Here is a 17,211-nt window from a genome sequence, read left to right on the forward strand (position 1 = left end):
CGGCTCGCCCTGGTCGTCGGCCCGGCTCGCGGCACGGCTAGCCGTGCGGCTCACATTGCGCTGCAGAGAAAACACGCGTACTCCCGAATGGATGGTTGTCTGGTGATTGCCGACACGCGCACAGCACCGCCGCCCGCGCTCTTCCGGCACGGTGGCAATGATCGGCCAGACTTGAGCGAGACAATGCGGTGAATAGACCGGGTTTTCCGGCCGATTTCGGTCCATCGGGCGGGGGTGGCGGCGGGTACGCTGCGAGGGCTGAAACTGGCTGCGGCTCCGCCTGGCGGGCCTGTGGCAGGCCGGGAACCGGCCAACCGGCGCCAACGGCGCGCCCTACGACCAACCGGGCCGGACTTCCGGCCGATCACGACCCATGACCACTATCTCTTCCATCGAGGGCATGCTGCAGCAACTGCGCGGGATGTCCCAGGTTGCCTCCGGCAACTCCGCCGGGCAGGCCGCGGCGCCGGTCGGCGGCGGTTTCGCCGGCGAGCTGCAGCGCTCGCTCGGCCGCATCAACGCCGCGCAGGAGCGCGCCTACGGCCAGGCCGAGGCGTTCGAACTGGGCAAGCCCGGCGTGGCGCTAAACGACGTGATGATCGACCTGCAGAAGGCCAATGTGTCGTTCCAGACCGGGGTGCAGGTGCGCAACCGGCTGGTGGCGGCTTATCAGGAGATGATGAATATGCCGGTGTAAGGCGGATGCCTTGCCTGGAACGGAAAGCCCCCGGGGCGCGCAAGCGGCCGGGGGCTTTTGCCGTCGGGCCGGCGCTCAGGCCGGGCCCGGCGCGTCGGGATCCAGGCCGGATTCCAGTTGATAGATCCACGCCAGCAGTTCGGCCACCGCCACGTAGAGTTGGGGCGGCACGTGGCTGTCCAGGTCGACCTGCATCAGCAGGTTCACCAGCGTCGGCGAGTCGTGGACGTAGACGCCGGCCTCGCGCGCGCGGGCGATGATGGCTTCGGCGACCACGCCATAGCCCTTGGCGACCACGCGCGGCGCGCGGTCGCTGTGCTGGTACGACAGCGCGATCGCCGCCCCGCGTTCTTGTGCTGCGTCGCTCATAGCGTTCCGCCTTGCGCCAGGCTGTCCTGCGTCTGCACGCTCAGGCGCTGCACCGCGATGCCATGCGCCTCGAGCTGGCTGCGCAGCTGCGGCCGCGCCGCGATGAAGCGCGCCGCCACGTCGGTTTCGGGGGTGGCCACCCGGGCGTCGAGACCGCCAGGGCCTAAGGTCAGCACTGCTTCGACCACGCCCAGGTTAGGCAATTGCAGCCGCAGGCTGCTCGACCACGGCCGCGCGCCTTCGCCATGAGAGGCCGCATCTTCCGCCTCCGCGCGCAGCAGTTCCCATTCCATCGGCACGCCGGGCCAGGCTTCGCCGGCAAAGCGGAACTGCTGCGTGGCGAGCAACTCCAGTTGCTGCCGGACCACGCCTTCGGTGGCGGGATGGATGGCCGGGCCGGCGACCGCCGGCTGCCGGCCGGCATCGGCCGGAGCGGACTGCACGCCGCCCTCCAATGCGCGCGCGGCGGCCAGGCTGTCCAGCGCGGCCAGGCGCGCGCCAGCCTCGGCCGTCGATTGGTAGGCCTGCGTGGCCAGCGTTGCCGCCGAGGGGCGCTGCGCGGCCGGTTCGGCGGCGGCGCCGCGGCTGTAGGCCGCCGTGGTCGCGGTGCCTTGGCGCAACGCCTGCTCGGCCGCCGCATGGCTGTGGGCCACGCGCGGATTGCCGGCCGACGCCAGCGCTTCTGCCAGCACCTGGGAGGCCGGCAGCAGTGGCGGCATGGACGGCATGAGCGGCCGCGCCGGTTCCGCTGCTGCGCCGCTGCCGGCATAGGCCAGCTGCAGCGGCGGCGGCGTGGCAGCGGCGCCCTGGCTTGCGCCGGGCGGGATCGCGGGCCGGCCCGGCAGCGGAACCTGTGCCTGCGGCTCCTGGCGCAGGCTGGCGAGCCCGCGCGCGCCGGCCACCCACTGCGCCAGGTGCGATTCATAGAACAGGCCGCTCTGGCCGACCGCATTGGCCAGCGCCGCGGCGATGGCCTGCGCCGACGCTGCCGTGGGCGCCGCCGGCAGCAGCGAGGCGATGCTGCGCACCGGCTGGGCCTCGGCACCGTCCAACACGGCCAGGATGGCCCGCGCCGCCGCACTCAGCGATTCCTGCGTCGACGCGCCCGGCAGCAGGGCGCCCTGGCCGGCTATGGCATTGGGGCCGCTTGCCAGCGCGCTGTGGCGGATGGCCTGGCCGGTGGCGTTCTGGACGTTGGACTCGGTCGCCTCGGCCACCGGCTGCAAGGCCGCGACCTGGTCGAGGGCGATGGCGGTGCGCAGGGTCTGGGGGTCGGGGGCCTGACCGGGTGCCAGGCCTGGCGGCAGGTGGATGCCGGTCATACGGGTCGCATGGATCAGGGACGGCGGGCGGTGCGGCCTGCCGGTGGAAGAGGGGAGCGGCGCCCAGGCCGCCTCAGGTGGTGGCGCCCGACGTGGCCCCTGCCGTCGCACCATAGGCGGCGCTCAGCTCGAACTGCCGGCGCGAGCTGGTCAGCATGTCGCCGAGCCGCTTGAGCTGCGGCAGCGCCAGGTCGCGGATGCGGGCGTCGTAGGTCAGGATACGGTCCAGCAGCTGGTAGCGCCGCATGCGCTCGGCATCGGAGACCGGGGCGTCGTGGTCGAGCAGGCGCAGGCGCTCCACCTGGGCCAGGTAGGCTTGCTGCAAGGTGGTGACCGTGTCCCAGTCGGCACCCTGCGCCGCCTCATGCATGCGCGCGGACAGGGCGAGGATGTCCTCGTAGCAGGCCACGATCGGCGAAAACACTGGGGGGAAGGCCATGTCAGTTGTCCTGTAAGGCGGGTTGGCGCTCGGCCCCGGCGGCCGCGTCATCGATCTGCGCCCAGGCCGAGGCCAGGCTTTCCAGCAGCGCGTCGACCTCGCTCAGCAGCGCCGCGTCGCTGCGCAGGTTGGCCAGCATCAGCCGGCGCACCATGTATTCGTACAGGGCTTCGAGATTGGCCGAGATCTCGCCGCCGGCGTCGTGGTCGAGCACCGCGCGCAGGCCGTTGTCGATGATGTCGATGGCCTTGGAGATGGCATTGCCGCGCTCGGCGATGTTGCCGCCTTCCAAGTGGAACCTGGCCCGCGCGATCGCGGCGCGCGCGCCGTCGTACAGCATGGCGATCAGCTTGTGCGGGCTGGCGCTCATGGCACCGGTCTGGACGCCCACCTGGGCGTAGGCGTTGGCGGATGCGCGGGCGAACATGGCTGGGTTCCTCGTGGCGGTGGGAAGTGGCGTGTTACTTCTTGATGCTGTTGTTGAGCGCGTTGAACTGCTGCGTCAGGTAGCTGCTGGTGCGGTTCATCTGCGACACCACCAGATCCAGCTGTGTGAACTGGGCCTTGTAGCGGTCGATGGTGGCGGTGACGCGGTCCTGGACGCGGTCATAGTCGTCCTCCAGGTCCTCCAGCGTCTTGGTGATGCCGTCCTGCGCCACCTTGAGCGCACCATCAGTCTTGCTCAGGCCTTCGATATAGGTAGTGGCGCGCTTGCCGATGCCGCCGTCGCCGGTGGTGCTGGAGAACAGCGACGTGACCCCGCCCAGGTTGTCGTTCAGCGCCTTGGTCAGCTTGGCATCGTCCAGCTTCATGGTGCCGTCTTTCTGGAACGTGATGCCGACGTCGATCAGTGTGATCGTGCCGCCGTTGCCGTTGTCCATGGCGCCGCCCAGCATCGAGCGCAGGCTCGATTGGATCGAGCGCAGCGTGCCGTCGCCGGTCAGCGCGGCCGACGTGCCAGCCTTGGCATCGAACGCCGTCAGCGACTTGGCGGTGCTCTGGATGTTGTTGTACGCGGTGACGAAGGCCTGGATCGAGGCCTTGATCGCGTCGTTGTCGCGCGTCACCACCAGCGAGGTGGTGCCGGTCTTGGACAGGTTCATGGTCACGCCCTGGGCGGCGTCCACCACCGCATTGCTCTGGCTGACCACGTCGATGCCGTTGATCTTCAGCGTCGCGTTGGCCGGGGGCACCTTCTGTTCCATCTTGTTGGCGGCGGGCGCCGCGGCCGGGTCGAAGGCAACCACGTTGCTCAGCGCCGGGTCCGTCGACGACACGCGCATGGTGGCCTGCGTGCCGGTCTTGTCCGAGGTCAGCACCAGGCGATACGGGCTGGCGCTGCCGTCATTGACGATGCTGGCAGTCACGCCGATGCCGGCCTTGTTGATGGCATCGCGCATGCCTTCGAGCGACGAGCCCGCCGGGATGGTGACCTTCTTGGTGCTGGCGGGCGCGCCGCCGGTGGCCAGCGCCTCGCCGAAATCGAACACCAGCTCGCCGCCGCCGATCGCGGCCTTCTGGTCGGCCACGTTGCCGCTGACCAGGGATTGCGCAGTGGCCAGGATGTTGACGGTGATGGTGTAGTTGCCCGGCACGGCATTGGCCGCGGTGGTCACCGACATCACGTCCGGCGTGCCGACCGAGGCCTTGACCGCGCCGAAGGTGGCGGCGTTCGACAGTTTCGTGGCGGCGGCCTTGTAGGCGTCCAGCACGCTCTGCACCTGGCTGTAGGCGGACAGTTTGGTCTGGTAGCTCTTGGCCTGCGTGTTGATGGCTTCGAGCGGCGCCTGCTCGGCCTTCTGCAGCTGGTCCAGCAGGGTGCTCAGCTCCAGGTTGGAGCCGATGCCGATGGAGGAGATCGTTGCCATTTTATTGTCTCGTCTTCAACTGTTGATCAGGTCTCAGGCCGCCTGGCTGACGAACAGCCCCTGCAGCTTGTCGATGGCGCGGGCGATGCGCAGCACCTCTTCGGTGGGCATCTGCCGGATCAGGTCGCCGGTTTCCTTGTCGATCACCTTGGTGACGACACGGTGCGTGGCCTCGTCGATCTCGAAGCGCAGGCCGATCGAGGTGGTCTTGAACGCTTCCACCAGCTCGCCGATCGCGGCGGACGCGGCGACGGCTTGCGTCGGGGCGCGCGCGGTGTCATTCTCCCGCGCGCGCAAGCCGGCGCGTGCAGGGGTCGCCATCGTGCCGGGGGCCGGCACATCGGACGGCAGGCGCACTGCGGTCGGTTTCACGGTAGGGGGAAGCGCCATGCTCGGCTCCGTTGGCGTGTGGCGGGTTCAGGTTGAAACGCTTGGCAGGCAGCGGTCTGCCTGCGAAACGCTCCAGCGCGTTCCGGCTGCCCTGGCAAAAAGGCCGGGCCTTGCGGCCCAGCCTCGTATGCCAGTCTGCGGAAGCGATTAACGCAGCAGCGACAGCACGCTTTGCGTGGTCTGGTTGGCTTGCGACAGGACCGAGGTGCCAGCCTGTTGCAGGATCTGCGCACGGGTCATGTTCGACACTTCCGTGGCGTAGTCTGCGTCCTGGATGCGCGAACGCGACGAGGACAGGTTGGTCACGGTCGTGCCCAGGTTGGCGATGGTCGAGTCGAAGCGGTTCTGCACGGCACCCAGCGAGCTGCGCAGGTCGTCAACGATCTTCAGGGCGGCGTCCAGCTTCTTCAGCGGGTCGACGCTCGACGCGCCGGCGAATTCGGCCGTGGCGCCAGCGCCGCTCAGGACGATGTCGGTGCCGGTGTAGTCGAAGTCAGTCGGGGTGGCGCCGCCGTTGGCCAGCGCGCCAGCGCCGACGGCGAAGTTGCGGCCCTGGATCGTGGCGAAGGCGGTCACTGCGCCGGTGCTGTCGGCGCCGACCTTGACCAGCTGGTTAGCCAGCGCGGTCGCGGTGGTCACGCCGTTGTCCGGATCGGTGAACTCGAGGTCGGCACGGTTCAGCACGACGTTGCCGGTGGCATCGTCCACCGAAGCGGCGTAGTAGTCGTCGCCCGACTTGACCACGAAGTTGGCGGTGGCGGCGCCGGCGGCGTCCTTGACGTTGTGCAGGCTCAGGCTGCTGGCGGCAACGCCCAGCGAGGTGGCGGCCGAGGACAGGTCGACCGCTTCCGGGGTGCCATCGGTGTTGGTCTGGGTGATGGCTTCGCTGACGTTCAGGGCGTTGCTGCTCAGGCTGAAGCCCTTCAGGCCCAGCGTCGACGAATCGATCTGCTTCAGGTCGATGGTGATGGTCTCGCCGTCGTTGGCGCCAACCTGGATGGTCAGCGGCTTGGCGTTGGCGGACAGCACCTTCACGCCGTTGAAGTCGGTCTGCTGCGAAGTGCGGTCGATTTCCGACAGGCGCTGCGAGATTTCGTCCTGGATCGACTTCAGGTCCGAAGCCGAGTTCGAGCCGTTGGCGGCCTGCACGCTCAGTTCACGGATACGCTGCAGGTTGTTGTTGACTTCGGTCAGCGCGCCTTCGGTGGTCTGCGCCAGCGAGATGCCGTCGTTGGCGTTGCGCTGGGCTTGCGTCAGGCCGCGGATGTTGGCGGTGAAGCGGTTCGCAATGGCCTGGCCGGCGGCGTCGTCCTTGGCGCTGTTGATGCGCAGGCCCGACGACAGGCGCTGGATCGCCGTGTTCAGCGACGATTGCGAGGCGTTCATGTTGTTCTGAGTCATCAGAGACAACGAATTGGTGTTAATGACTTGCGCCATGGTACGACTCCTATATGCAAAGTTTTGGGCATTCCGGCTAGTGCCGTAACGTTGGCGGCCTGCTTTGCAGGGCGTAGAGTGCCTCCGTTGCTTGGGTTATCGACCGGGCAAGGCAAAGGTTTAGAGTGATCTCCGCGATAGTTTCGCGGGGTGCCGGCAGGGCGGAGGAGGCGCCGTACCACGACAGTCGGCAAAGGCGGGAAGGCGTTTGGAAGAGGCGCCGGCCTAGCGGCGCTTGCGCGTGCGCGGAATATAGAGCGGCACGAAATCCGGCGCGGCCACCGTTTCCGGGGCGACATTTACCACCTCCGGCGCATCGGCCTGCGTGACCAGGCAGATGGCGCGCTTGTAGACCACGGTGGGCTGGCTGTCGTCGGGCCGCCGGCCGAGCAGCAGCACGAAATCGTCGGCGGCCAGCACCAGCCCGTGCAGCCGGGCGCCGTTGGACAAGTGCACGATCACCGGGGACTGAGTAATGCGGTACGCGGCGAATTGCTGGGACTGCAGTTGCCGTCGGCTGGGTTGCTTGGCCCGGATTTCCTTCTTCTTCACAACGACTCCGGAAGAGCCCGCAAGGGTTCTGGCGGCTGATAACGGTCCGTTGGCCGGCGGCTTGGGGTGCGGCTCGGCCTGGGCGGCGAGGGAAACATCCGCTCTCGGTAACGGCGACCGGACTGGCCGCCTGGATTGCCTCGAGACCCGGCCCGGCATGCAGGCCCCGGATTGTCGTGCAATGGCCGGCGGTTGGCGCTGCCAGAAGAGAAGGGGAATACTTCAGGGGTGAGAGTAACAAAGTTTTACAAGCGTTGACGGACGGCACGCCGCTCGTGGTCTAGAGGCTACGCTCTATTAATTTGTTTGCTTTTTTCCTGCGATTTGAGGTAGCGAGCGGCGCTTATGCGGGCGTGAGACGGCGTGCCCCTGGCCGACAAGGCCAGGCGGGCATTAGGCTGGCAGGAAATTGCCAGCCTCTGCAAGAAGTAACCTGAAAGTGATTTCAGGGGCAAAAATGCCAGAAATACGCGCAGGCGCGCGTCTCGCGCTAGGGAATCCCCTGATAGAAGCGGGATTTACACCTCATGTAAGCGCGTTTATATTCGTAACAAGAGCTGTTTGGCTCGAGCAGTCCTGGAAAGCCTACGAGCACCCCGCGCGTGGGCTTCTTTTTTGCCCGCGTCGTTTGAATCGCGCTCTGCGGCGCTATGGCCGGACGTCGAATAACCCGACCGGCCGTTCGGAATGCCGAGCCACATTTAACGCCACTTCGTCGGCGCCCGATTCCCTGAAATGCGGGGGAATCTGGCGCTATTTCCGTTTTGCTCTCCGAAAGCGTTCGCTGATCGGCCCTGTTCGGCTGCAACCCACCTCGTTCGCGGACCTGTCCGGCCCCAATCTCTCAACCCGTCCGAGCGTCCGTGCCTCGCGCCACACGCCGCCGGGCCCGGGCCGCCAGGCCGGCGCCCAGCGCCCAGCGCAGTGCCGGCGCCAGCACGTGCATGCCGGCCAACGCCGCGGAGCGGCGGACCGAGGGCCCGTCCAGGTCGAGCTGGCGGCGTGCCCATGGCGGCAGCAGCGCGATGCCGGCGTCGGTCATGATGCTCACCGCCGGTTGCAGCAAGGGATTGGCCACCGGCATCTTCCTGACCAGACGCACTACTTCGCGGGTACGCTCGCTGGCCATCAGCGCGGGCCGCATGGATTCGAGATAGGTGTCCACTTCGGCGCGCGAGCGCGGCACCTCGGTCGCGCCGAGCAACTGCGCGATGCTGGCCACCTCGGCGTAATAGCGGTCCTGCTCGGCAGCGCCGAGCGGGCCGACATAGCGCAGGTAGCCCGCCAGGAAGCTCGAGACCTCGGCCACGTGCACCCAGGTCAGCAACGCGGGGTCCGACGCCGCGTAGGGCCGTCCGTCCGGCGCGATGCCGGACACGCCGGTATGGATGCGCCGCACGCGTTCGATCAGCGCCATCGCGTCGGCGCGGCTGCCATAGGTGGTGCCGGCGATGAACTGCGCGGTGCGGCCCAGGCGCCCCTGCATGTCGGTGCGAAAGCTGGAATGGTCCCATACCCCGGCCAGCGCCAGCGGATGCAGCGTCTGCAGCAGCAGCGCGCTGACGCCGCCGGCCAGCATCGCCGGGAAATCCGCATGCACGCGCCAGCAGACCGCTTCCGGGCCGAACAGGCCGGGGTCGCCGGGCGGGTTGTCATAGTCCAGGCGCAGGCCGGAGTTGCTGCGGGTCAGCGCGCGCACGTGCGCACCTGCCTGCTCCCGCAGTCTCGCGGAGAGCTGATGCAGCGGGCCGCGGCGCTGCGGCGTGGCGCTGCCCGGGGCGGGGTCAGTGACGCTGGACAAGGCTGGTACTGCCTGGAAGGAAAAGGGATCGGGTCAGGGCCAGCATACACGGGATGGTGACGCGATGGTGGCAGCCTGCGCGCGCAGCGCGCCGCCGCGACCGCCACCCGTAAAAAGGGCCGGAGCCCCGTTCAGAGTTCCGGCCTGCCAATCTCCGGCGTATGCCCCTGCGTCAGCACCGCATGTTGCTCACGCACATACCCGGATAGCTGCCTTGTTGTAGCGGCTGGGTGTTACTGCTGGCGTTGTCCGCCTTGTCCGCCTTGTCCACCCTGCTGGCCACCCATCTGCCCGCCCTGGCCGCCTTGCTGGCCGCCGCGCTGGCCGCTTTGCTGGCCAGGCTGCGAGCTGCCGCGGTCCTGCTGCTGCTGTTGGTCCTGCATGCGGTCCTTGTCACCCATCTGCCCGCCGCCTTGTTGTCCAGGTTGCTGCTGGCTGCCGCGTTGGCCAGTTTGCGATTGTTCCTGCTGCTTCTGGCCCGATTGCGATTGGCCCGACTGCGATTGACCCGGCTGTTGCTGCTGTCCCATTGCTAGCTCCTTGACGCGGCGAACTGCCGCAGACCTTGCTTCGCAATCGCCATGCCAAGCACGACAGCGCCGCCACGCCGCCTGGGCCGGCGCGATGCGCGCGATGCGCCACGCGCGCGCCGCGGCGCTTTTACAACGCGTGGCCCGTTTTACACAGCATCCGGCGCGGTTGCGGCAGGGCCGCCCGGCCCCCATGGTGGGTATGGAGCTTGCTGAAAAATGCCTTGCCAGTGGCGCCGCGTGCCAGCCCGGCAGCGGCCTGCGCTGGACCCTCAAGGAGGAAGCCATGCGATTTTCCCGAACCACCGCGCGCACCGTGCGCATGGCCTGCGTCGCGGCGCTGGCGGCGGCTGCCGGTAGTGCGCTGGCGCTCGACAAGAGCGGGCTGGTCTTCGTTGCGGCCGACGAGGCACCGGTGGCGCCGGTCAACTCGGCACCGGGCATGCCCGGGCGGCCCGACCCGGACACCGGCGCGGTGACCGGGGTCGACAACGCCAGGCAAAGCATCGAGGACAGCGCCATCACCACTAAGATCAAGACCCGGCTGCTCGGCACCAAGGACCTCAAGTCCACCGGCATTCAGGTGAAGACGCAACAGGGGGCGGTGGAAGTCAGCGGCACGGTGCCGACCCAGCAGCAGCACGACCTGGCATTGAAGACGATTCGCAGCGTCGAGGGGGTGACGTCGGTGAATGACAACTTGAAGGTGTCGACCCGGTGAGGGGAGCGGTGGAAACTCGACGGGTTGAACTTTGTCGAGACGCTGGCCCTCACCCCGGCCCCCTCCCGCACGCGGGAGAGGGAGTACCCAAGCGGCACGTTTGAGTCCGTAGAAACGGATCAGGCCGCGCGCTTCCTGCCCGTCGTGCCGGCGCCCTTGCGCGCGGCTGGCGCGTGCGATTCGCTCTTGGCGGCGCGCTTGGTGCTGGTGGTCTTTGAGCCGGTACTGCGCGTGCGCTTGGCCGGCGTGGCGCTGGCGCGCTTCGCGGCGGGCTGCTTGCGCGCGGCGGCGTGCCGCGCGGGGGTCTTGCGGCGTGCGGGCTCGGCTTCGGTCTCGGCCTCGCTCTCGTCTTCCTGCCTGCCCTTGCCGCGCTTGCCCAGGCTCTGGCGCAGCAGCGCCACCATGTCGATGACCTTGGCGCCCTGGCGCGGCGCTTCTTCCTCTTCCGCGGGCGGTGTCAGCTGGTGGGTCTTGCCGGATTCGATCTTTTCCTCGATGCGCGCCATCAGGTCGTCGCGGTAGGTGTCGCGGTATTGCTCGGGGGCCCAGTCCTCGGTCATGTCTTCGACCAGCTTGGCGGCCATCTCGATCTCGCGCCCGCGCGCGCCGGTGGCCTTGCCGCTGACCGCCTTGGGCAGGCGCAGTTCCGAGATCGGCAGCACTTCGTCGGCGAAGCGCATGGTGTTCAGCACCAGCGCGTCGTCGTGCACCAGCATCGCCGCCAGGTGCTGGCGCGCACGCAGCACCACCAGGGCCAGCGCGGCCTTGCCGGTGCGGCGCATGGTCTGGTGCAGCAACGCATAGCCGCGCTCGCCGCGCTTGTCGGGCTCGAGGTAGTACGGGGTGTCGAAGTAGTACGGCGGAATGCTCTCGGCATCGACAAAGCTGACGATGTCCACGGTCTGCGTGGCCTCGACATTGGCCCGGCGGAAATCTTCGTCGTTGAGCAGCACGTATTCGTCCTTGGCGTACTGGTAGCCCTTGACGATATGCTCCTTGTCGACCGGCTTGCCGGTGCTCTTGTTGATGCGCTGGTAGCCCACCGGGGCCATGTCGCGCACGTCTAGCAGGTCCAGGTCGAGCGACTGGCTGCGCGATGCCGGGCGCAGCACGACGGGGATGTTGACGAGGCCGAAGGCAATGGCGCCTTTCCAGATGATGCGGGACACTTGATCGCTCCTTTGCCACGGACGCCCGCGCGTTGCGGCGGTGGTGGCGGCATGTCGCCCGGAGGCGGGTCTTCCACGGGTTGGGGCGGGCCCGGCGGCGGCTCCGGCGGCGGGACTTCGGGCTCGCGGGGCGGGATGTCGGGATCGGGCGTGGTATGCACGGATAGCTCCTTGTTGAAGGCTCGGGTAAAGGCTTCAGCCGGCGCAGGCATGGCGCTAGGCCTGCTGCTGGTCCAGCTCATCCAACAGCCGCGTCAGCGCGTCCAGGTCGGCGGGCTTGACCAGGTGCTGGTCGAATCCCGCCGCCAGTGCGCGGCGGCGGTCCTCGGGCTGGCCGAAGCCGGTCAGCGCGACCAGTCTGGCGCCGCGCAGTTCGGGCAGCGCGCGCAAGCGGCGCACGGTTTCAAAGCCGTCCATGGCCGGCATGCCCAGGTCCAGCAGCACCAGGTCCGGGCGCGCGTCGCTGGCGCGCGCGAGCGCGCTGGGGCCGTCGGGCGCGGTCACCACGGTGTGCCCCATGGCCTGCAGTGCCATCGTCATGGCCTCGAGCGCGTCGACGTTGTCGTCCACCACCAGGATGCGGCGCGGCACGCTGCGCCGCGGGCCGGCCTTGCCGGAACCGGGATGCCAGTTCTGCCACGGCTCGACCGGCAACGTCACGGTGAAGGTGCTGCCCTGGCCGGGGCCGGCGCTGAAGGCGCGAATGGTGCCGCCGTGCAGCTGCACCAGCTTTTGCACCAGTGTCAGGCCGATGCCCGGCCCGTCATGCGGGAATGCGCTGTGCGGTGCCTCCGGGGGAGCGTCGTTCTCCCTGGCCGGGTCGGGCGGGGCCAGCGGATCGAACAGTTGCCGCTGCAGTGCTGCGGACAGGCCGGTGCCGTTGTCACGCACGCGCACCGTGACTTGCCCGCCGGAGACCGCATCCGGCACGGTCTCCGGTGTGCTCTCGTCGAAGCCGGCTTCGACCGAGATCATGCCGCCCGCGGGGGTGTATGCCGCAGCGTTCTGCAGCAGGTTGCTGAAGATCTGCGTCAGGCGCACCAGGTCGCCGCGCACCGGCAGCGGCTGCTCGGGCAGCGACAGCCGCAGCGTGTGCCGGTAGGCGTCGAGCACCGGACGCACGGCTTCCACCGCGGTATTGAGCGCGGTGCGCAGCTCCACCAGGTCTTGCCGCAGCGTGATGCGGCCCTGGTTGAAGCGCGAGATGTCGAGCAGCTCGTCGACCAGCCGGGTCAGGTGATGCACCTGCCGGCCAATGATGTCGCGCGCGCGGAACATGTCTTCGCGCGTGGGCGCGAGCTGCTGCAGCAGATCGGCGGCGCTGCGCAGCGGTGCCAGCGGGTTGCGCAGCTCATGCGCCAGCATCGCCAGGAACTGGTCCTTGCGGCGTTCCTCGTCGCGCAAGGTGCGTCCGGCGCGGTTCTGCAGCGTCACGTCCTGGCAGATCCCGGCAATGCGCAGCGGCTGGCCGACGGCACCGGCCTGCGCGCTGTCGGTGTCGTCGGCGCCGCCACGGCTGCGCATGGGGAAGGCGCGCGCGCGGACTTCGCGCATCTCGCCGCCTGGCAAGGCCACCGCGAATTCGATATCCATGCTGCCGTCGCGCAGCATGCTCTCCACGGCGGCTTCCACGCGCGCGCGGTCGGCCGGCGCGACGCGCTGCAGGCACAGGCGCGGGTCGTCCATCAGCTGCTCGGCCGAGTGGCCGCAGATGGTCGCCAGCGAGGAACTGGCAAACAGCAGCCGCCGCGTCGACGGATCGAGGATCCACACCACGTCGGCCAGCGATTCGGCGAGCTGGCGGAACATGTCTTCATGCTCGTGCAGGGCGCGCGAGGTGCGGTGGAAGGCGTCTTCGGCGCCGCGCAGGCGCAGCAGCGCCTGGATGCTGGACAGCATTTCCTCGGGTTCGGCGGGCTCGACCAGGTAGCCGTCGGCGCCACAGTTCAGCGCCTCCACGCGCTGCCGCGACTGGGCCAGCCCGGGCGAGGTCAGCAGCACCAGCGTGCGCGCGGTCTGTGGATCTTCTTTCAGCAGGCGGCACACTTCCAGGCCGCTGATGTCCGGCAACCTGGCCGACAGCAGTACCAACGACGGCGCGTGCTGGCGCACCAGCGACAGCGCCGAATGGCCGGTGACCGCCTCGATCACGGAAAAGCCGCCGCGATGCAGAATGCGGCTCTTGACGTAGCGGGGTCCTTCGCGATCCTCGACGTTCAGGATCAGCGGGGCGCGGTTGGCTTGCGGCTTCATGGCTGCACCCTGCGCGGCGCGCCGGCGCGAACGCGCGATGACGGGCAGCACCGCGGCGCCGCGCCGTGTAAAAGCGCGCTGCTCCGCGCCCACCGCGTGTAAGGATTACCACGGTGGCCGGTACTGCCTTTGAAAATCCTGCAATCCCCCATCCCCCAGTTCATCGCCGTCCCCCTTGTGATCAACGTGGCCGCGGTATTTTGCGCGAGCCGTTCCGCTTCGCAGTGGCAAGACGCGTGCCGGCTGGGCAACGTCGCGGACGGGGAGGGCACGGGGCGGCATGCCGCCGTCCGGGCCGGCGTGCGCGAGGCTAGCGGCGCGCCGCCTCGCCGCTGTGAGCCTCGGCGCTGGGCGAGGTGCCGCCGTGCGGGCCGGTGGAGCGCGGCGCTTCGGCAGCCTTCTGCGGGATCTTGCCCGGCTCGGTCCAGCCCTTGTAGTCGGTGCCTTTGCCAAAGCGCGCGGCAATCCGGTCCTGCACCGCAGCCAGCGCGTCGGCTTGCTGCTTGGCGGTTTCGGCTTCCTTGGCCTTCTTGGCTTCGGCTGCCTGCTGCTGCTCGGGCGTGGGCGGGGGCAGCTTGGCCTGCACCGGTGCTGCCGCGCAGGACAGCATGGCACAGGACAGCAGCAGGCGGCGCAGGCCGCGGCGGTCGCGCGGGGCCGCGCCGGTGCTGCCAGCGGCGTGCAGGTTCGCGAGAATCTTGAGTGGGGCCATGGTCTGTCTCCGTTGGGTGTTGCCGTCCTGGCGTGATTCGCAACATGGATATCGCCAGGACATTCTCGTCACCAAGGGGCAAGAAATGTGCCGCCGGCCAGGGGCCACGACAGCTCCGGCGCAGGGGCTATCCGGCGCGCGCCAGGCGTGCCGCGGCGCGCGTAATGGCCTGCCGGGTGCCGGCGTAGTCCGCCCACGGGTCGGCCGCTTCGAGCGCGTCCAGCCGCGCTTCGACGTTGGCGACGGTCCACTGCGCGGCGCTGGTCAGTGTGTCCAGTTCCTCCCACGCCACCGGAATCGATACCCCCAGCCCGGGCCGCGCGCGCGCCGAGAATGCCGCCACCGTGGTCGCGCCCATGCCGTTGCGCAGGTAATCGATGAAAATCTTGCCGACCCGGTTGCGCGCGCCGCTCTTGGCGACGAAGCGCTGCGGCAGTGTCGCGGCCACGTGCAGTACCACGTCGCGCGCGAAATCCTTCAGCTCGTCCCAGCCCGCGCGCGGCGTCACCGGCACCACCACGTGCAGGCCCTTGCCGCCGCTGGTCTTGAGGAAGCTGGCCAGACCCAGCTCGTCCAGCAGCGATTTCATCAGCGCGGCCGCTTCCTGCACCTGTGTCCACGGCACGCCCTCGCCGGGGTCGAGGTCGAAGATGATGCGGTTGGGCCGGTCGATGCTGCGCTTGCTCGCATTCCAGGTGTGGAACTCCACCACGTTGAGCTGAGCGGCCGCGACCAGCGCCTCGGCCGAGGCGATCTCGAGCAGTGCGGGGTGTCCCGGCCACAGGCCCGGGTCCAGCACGTTGAGGCCATCCACGCGCAGCGTGTCGCTGTGCCGCTGGAAGAACTGCTCGCCGCCCACGCCCGAGGGCGCCCGCACCATCGCGATCGGGCGCCCGCGCAGGTGCGGCAGCATCAGCGGCGCGGCGCGTTCGTAGTAGCGCACCAGCTCGCCCTTGGTCAGGCCCGACTCGGCGTCGATCACGCGCTCGGCGTGGCTGATCGAGACCTTGCCGCCCACCGCGGTCTGGCGCTTGGCCGCGCCCGCCTTTGGCCTGGACTCGGGCCTGCTTGATGGCTTGTCCCGCGTCGTGGCTGCCGCCTTGCCTTTACCAGCGGGCGCCGCCGGCTGCTCCACCGAGACCGCGCCGGCGGGCTTGTCGGTGCGCAGGCCATGGAACACCGCATGGCGCACCCGGCCTTCGCGGGTCCAGCTGCCGAACGACACTTCAGCCACCAGCCTGGGCTTGACCCAATGCCCGCGCACGCCGACCGGTACCGTGTGGAAGGGCGACGCATCGGCACGCAGCGCGTCCAGTTGCGCGCGCAGCTCGTCGAGCGTGCGGGTGTCGAAGCCGGTGCCGACATTGCCCGCGTAGCGCAGGCGCCCGCCGCTGTCGTGCACGCCCAGCAGCAGCGAGCCGATGCCATTGCGGCTGCCCTTGGGATCGGTGAAGCCCGCCACCACGAATTCCTGGCGCAGGGTGCATTTGAGCTTGATCCACGTATTACTGCGCGCACTGACGTAGCCAGCGTCCGCGCGCTTTCCGATCACGCCTTCGAGCTTCATGCGGCACGCCGCGTCCAGCATGTCGCCGGCGCTGGCTTCGAAGTCTTCGCTGAACTGCAGGCGCGGCGAGGCGTTGTGCCCGAAGATCCGGCGCAGCAGCGCGCGGCGCTGCACCAGCGGCACCTTGCGCAGGTCATGGCCGGCGAAGTAGGGCAGGTCGAAGACAAAGTACTGGATGGCTTCGACGCGCGAGGTATCGAAGGCATTCTGCAAGGCCTGGAAGTCGGTCTCACCGTGCTTGCCGAGCACTACGATTTCGCCGTCGAGCCAGCCGTCGGGCAGGCCCAGCGCGCCGACATCACGCGCCAGCGCGCGCAGCTTGCTGGTCCAGTCGTGGCCCTGGCGCGTGAACAGCCGCACATCGTTGCCGTCGACGCGTGCCAGCAGCCGGTAGCCGTCGAACTTGATCTCGTAGCGCCAGGCCGCGGCATCGGCAGGCGGTTTCTCGACCAGCGTCGCCAGTTGCGGCGCCAGCGCCAGCGGCAGCGCCGCGCGCGATGCGCCGGGCGGCGGTTTCAACGCGCGGATGGCGTCATGCGCTGGCGGTGTAGGGGCTTCGGCCGCCGCGGCTGCCTTGCCGGCGCCGGCGCGCTTGGCCGTGGGCCTGGGCTGCGTGCCGCCCAGCACGCTGTCGGGCAGGGCCTCGACCACGTCGAACTCCGACGCCGGCACCGCGGCGTCGTCGCGTTCCTTGATCAGCAGCCAGGCGTCCTGCTCCTTCTGCCGGCTGCCGTGCATGCGCACCAGGGTCCAGTGCCCGTGCAGCTTTTCGCCACGCAGCTCGAACTTGAGCTTGCCGCTGCGGTAGCCTGCCTCGGGGTCGCCCACCGGGACCCAGGTGCCGCGGTCCCACACGATCACCGTGCCGGCGCCATAGTGCCCGGCGGGGATCACGCCCTCGAAGCCGGCGTAGTCCATCGGATGGTCTTCCACATGGACCGCCATGCGTTTGTCGGCGGGATCCAGGCTGGGCCCCTTGGGCACGGCCCAGCTCTTCAGCGTGCCGCCCAGCTCAAGCCGGAAATCGTAGTGCAGCCGCCGTGCCGCATGCTTCTGGATCACGAAAGACAGCGCCGCAGCGCGCTGGCGCGGTGCGGCGCGGGCAGCGGCGCCGCTGGGCTCGGGCGTGGCGCCGAAGTCGCGCATGCGAAGGTATTTTTCGAGCGCAGCGGGCGTGCCCGGAGCCGGTGCCGCGCCGCGTGCCGCGGGGCGCGCGCTGGCGGCGCGCTTGGTGCCCGGCTTAGTGGCGGGCTTGGTGGCGGACTTCGCCGAGGTCGTCCTGGCGGCAGGCTTCGCCGCACGCTTGCCAGCGGCGCGCGGTGCGCGCGAGTCCTGCGAAGTGGTCTTGGCCATGGCGGTCGCCGGTTGCGTGGATGCATCCAGC

16 protein-coding genes are annotated in these 17,211 nt (G+C 69.1%); 3 read left to right on the top strand and 13 right to left on the bottom strand.

Translation table 11 applies throughout. The annotated features are described in order from the left end of the window. Positions 1-373: 373 nt before the first annotated feature. Positions 374-697, top strand: coding sequence for a flagellar hook-basal body complex protein FliE (gene fliE / locus MKD50_RS00255; protein ID WP_115702286.1), 324 nt, complete (start codon positions 374-376; stop codon positions 695-697). A 75-nt stretch (positions 698-772) separates the two neighbouring features. On the opposite strand, the gene MKD50_RS00260 is transcribed toward fliE, so the two are convergent. From MKD50_RS00260 to MKD50_RS00300, 9 genes are all read right to left on the bottom strand, one after another. Next, entirely contained in the window at positions 773-1,066 is a 294-nt protein-coding gene (locus MKD50_RS00260) for an EscU/YscU/HrcU family type III secretion system export apparatus switch protein (RefSeq protein ID WP_115702284.1), read from the bottom strand. Then, on the bottom strand, positions 1,063-2,388 hold the full coding sequence (fliK, locus tag MKD50_RS00265; RefSeq protein ID WP_252666033.1) for a flagellar hook-length control protein FliK: 1,326 nt from the start codon (positions 2,386-2,388) through the stop codon (positions 1,063-1,065). Before fliK ends, MKD50_RS00260 begins: the two co-directional genes overlap by 4 nt. A gap of 73 nt (positions 2,389-2,461) precedes the next feature. Beyond that, a complete protein-coding gene (locus MKD50_RS00270) occupies positions 2,462-2,827 on the bottom strand; it encodes a flagellar protein FliT (RefSeq protein ID WP_115702280.1) in 366 nt (121 codons plus the stop codon). A 1-nt stretch (position 2,828) separates the two neighbouring features. Then, entirely contained in the window at positions 2,829-3,254 is a 426-nt protein-coding gene (gene fliS, locus MKD50_RS00275; RefSeq protein ID WP_115702278.1) for a flagellar export chaperone FliS, read from the bottom strand. 34 nt (positions 3,255-3,288) lie between these two features. Next, positions 3,289-4,695: a flagellar filament capping protein FliD gene (gene fliD, locus MKD50_RS00280; protein WP_252666034.1), complete on the bottom strand. Its 1,407-nt coding sequence runs from the start codon at positions 4,693-4,695 to the stop codon at positions 3,289-3,291. Between the two features lie 33 nt (positions 4,696-4,728). Continuing rightward, positions 4,729-5,085, bottom strand: a complete 357-nt coding sequence (locus MKD50_RS00285; RefSeq protein ID WP_115702274.1) for a flagellar protein FlaG — start codon at positions 5,083-5,085, stop codon at positions 4,729-4,731. Positions 5,086-5,232: 147 nt separating this feature from the next. Next, positions 5,233-6,522, bottom strand: coding sequence for a FliC/FljB family flagellin (locus MKD50_RS00290; protein WP_252666035.1), 1,290 nt, complete (start codon positions 6,520-6,522; stop codon positions 5,233-5,235). Between the two features lie 225 nt (positions 6,523-6,747). After that, a complete protein-coding gene (locus tag MKD50_RS00295) occupies positions 6,748-7,074 on the bottom strand; it encodes an RNA chaperone Hfq (RefSeq protein ID WP_115702270.1) in 327 nt (108 codons plus the stop codon). A gap of 844 nt (positions 7,075-7,918) precedes the next feature. Continuing rightward, positions 7,919-8,875 carry an oxygenase MpaB family protein gene (locus tag MKD50_RS00300; RefSeq protein ID WP_115702268.1) on the bottom strand — a complete coding sequence of 319 codons (957 nt, stop codon included), beginning with the start codon at positions 8,873-8,875 and terminating at the stop codon, positions 7,919-7,921. Positions 8,876-9,138: 263 nt separating this feature from the next. Between MKD50_RS00300 and MKD50_RS00305 the strand changes: the two genes are divergently transcribed. After that, a complete protein-coding gene (locus MKD50_RS00305) occupies positions 9,139-9,411 on the top strand; it encodes a hypothetical protein (protein ID WP_197716311.1) in 273 nt (90 codons plus the stop codon). A gap of 280 nt (positions 9,412-9,691) precedes the next feature. Next, positions 9,692-10,126 (top strand): BON domain-containing protein, encoded by a 435-nt coding sequence (locus MKD50_RS00310; RefSeq protein WP_115702656.1) that lies wholly within the window; start codon positions 9,692-9,694, stop codon positions 10,124-10,126. A 119-nt stretch (positions 10,127-10,245) separates the two neighbouring features. Here the strand turns inward: MKD50_RS00310 and ku are convergent, their stop codons facing one another. The 4 genes from ku to ligD form a co-directional block, all read right to left on the bottom strand. Then, on the bottom strand, positions 10,246-11,295 hold the full coding sequence (ku, locus tag MKD50_RS00315; RefSeq protein WP_115702266.1) for a non-homologous end joining protein Ku: 1,050 nt from the start codon (positions 11,293-11,295) through the stop codon (positions 10,246-10,248). Positions 11,296-11,511: 216 nt separating this feature from the next. After that, positions 11,512-13,548: a hybrid sensor histidine kinase/response regulator gene (locus MKD50_RS00320; protein WP_252666036.1), complete on the bottom strand. Its 2,037-nt coding sequence runs from the start codon at positions 13,546-13,548 to the stop codon at positions 11,512-11,514. Between the two features lie 310 nt (positions 13,549-13,858). Further along, positions 13,859-14,260, bottom strand: coding sequence for a hypothetical protein (locus MKD50_RS00325; protein ID WP_115702264.1), 402 nt, complete (start codon positions 14,258-14,260; stop codon positions 13,859-13,861). A gap of 127 nt (positions 14,261-14,387) precedes the next feature. Then, positions 14,388-17,180 carry a DNA ligase D gene (gene ligD, locus MKD50_RS00330; RefSeq protein WP_252666037.1) on the bottom strand — a complete coding sequence of 931 codons (2,793 nt, stop codon included), beginning with the start codon at positions 17,178-17,180 and terminating at the stop codon, positions 14,388-14,390. Between the last annotated feature and the right edge of the window lie 31 nt (positions 17,181-17,211).

It is taken from the genome of Cupriavidus mimosae, assembly GCF_023952485.1.
GTDB classification, from domain to species: domain Bacteria; phylum Pseudomonadota; class Gammaproteobacteria; order Burkholderiales; family Burkholderiaceae; genus Cupriavidus; species Cupriavidus taiwanensis_C.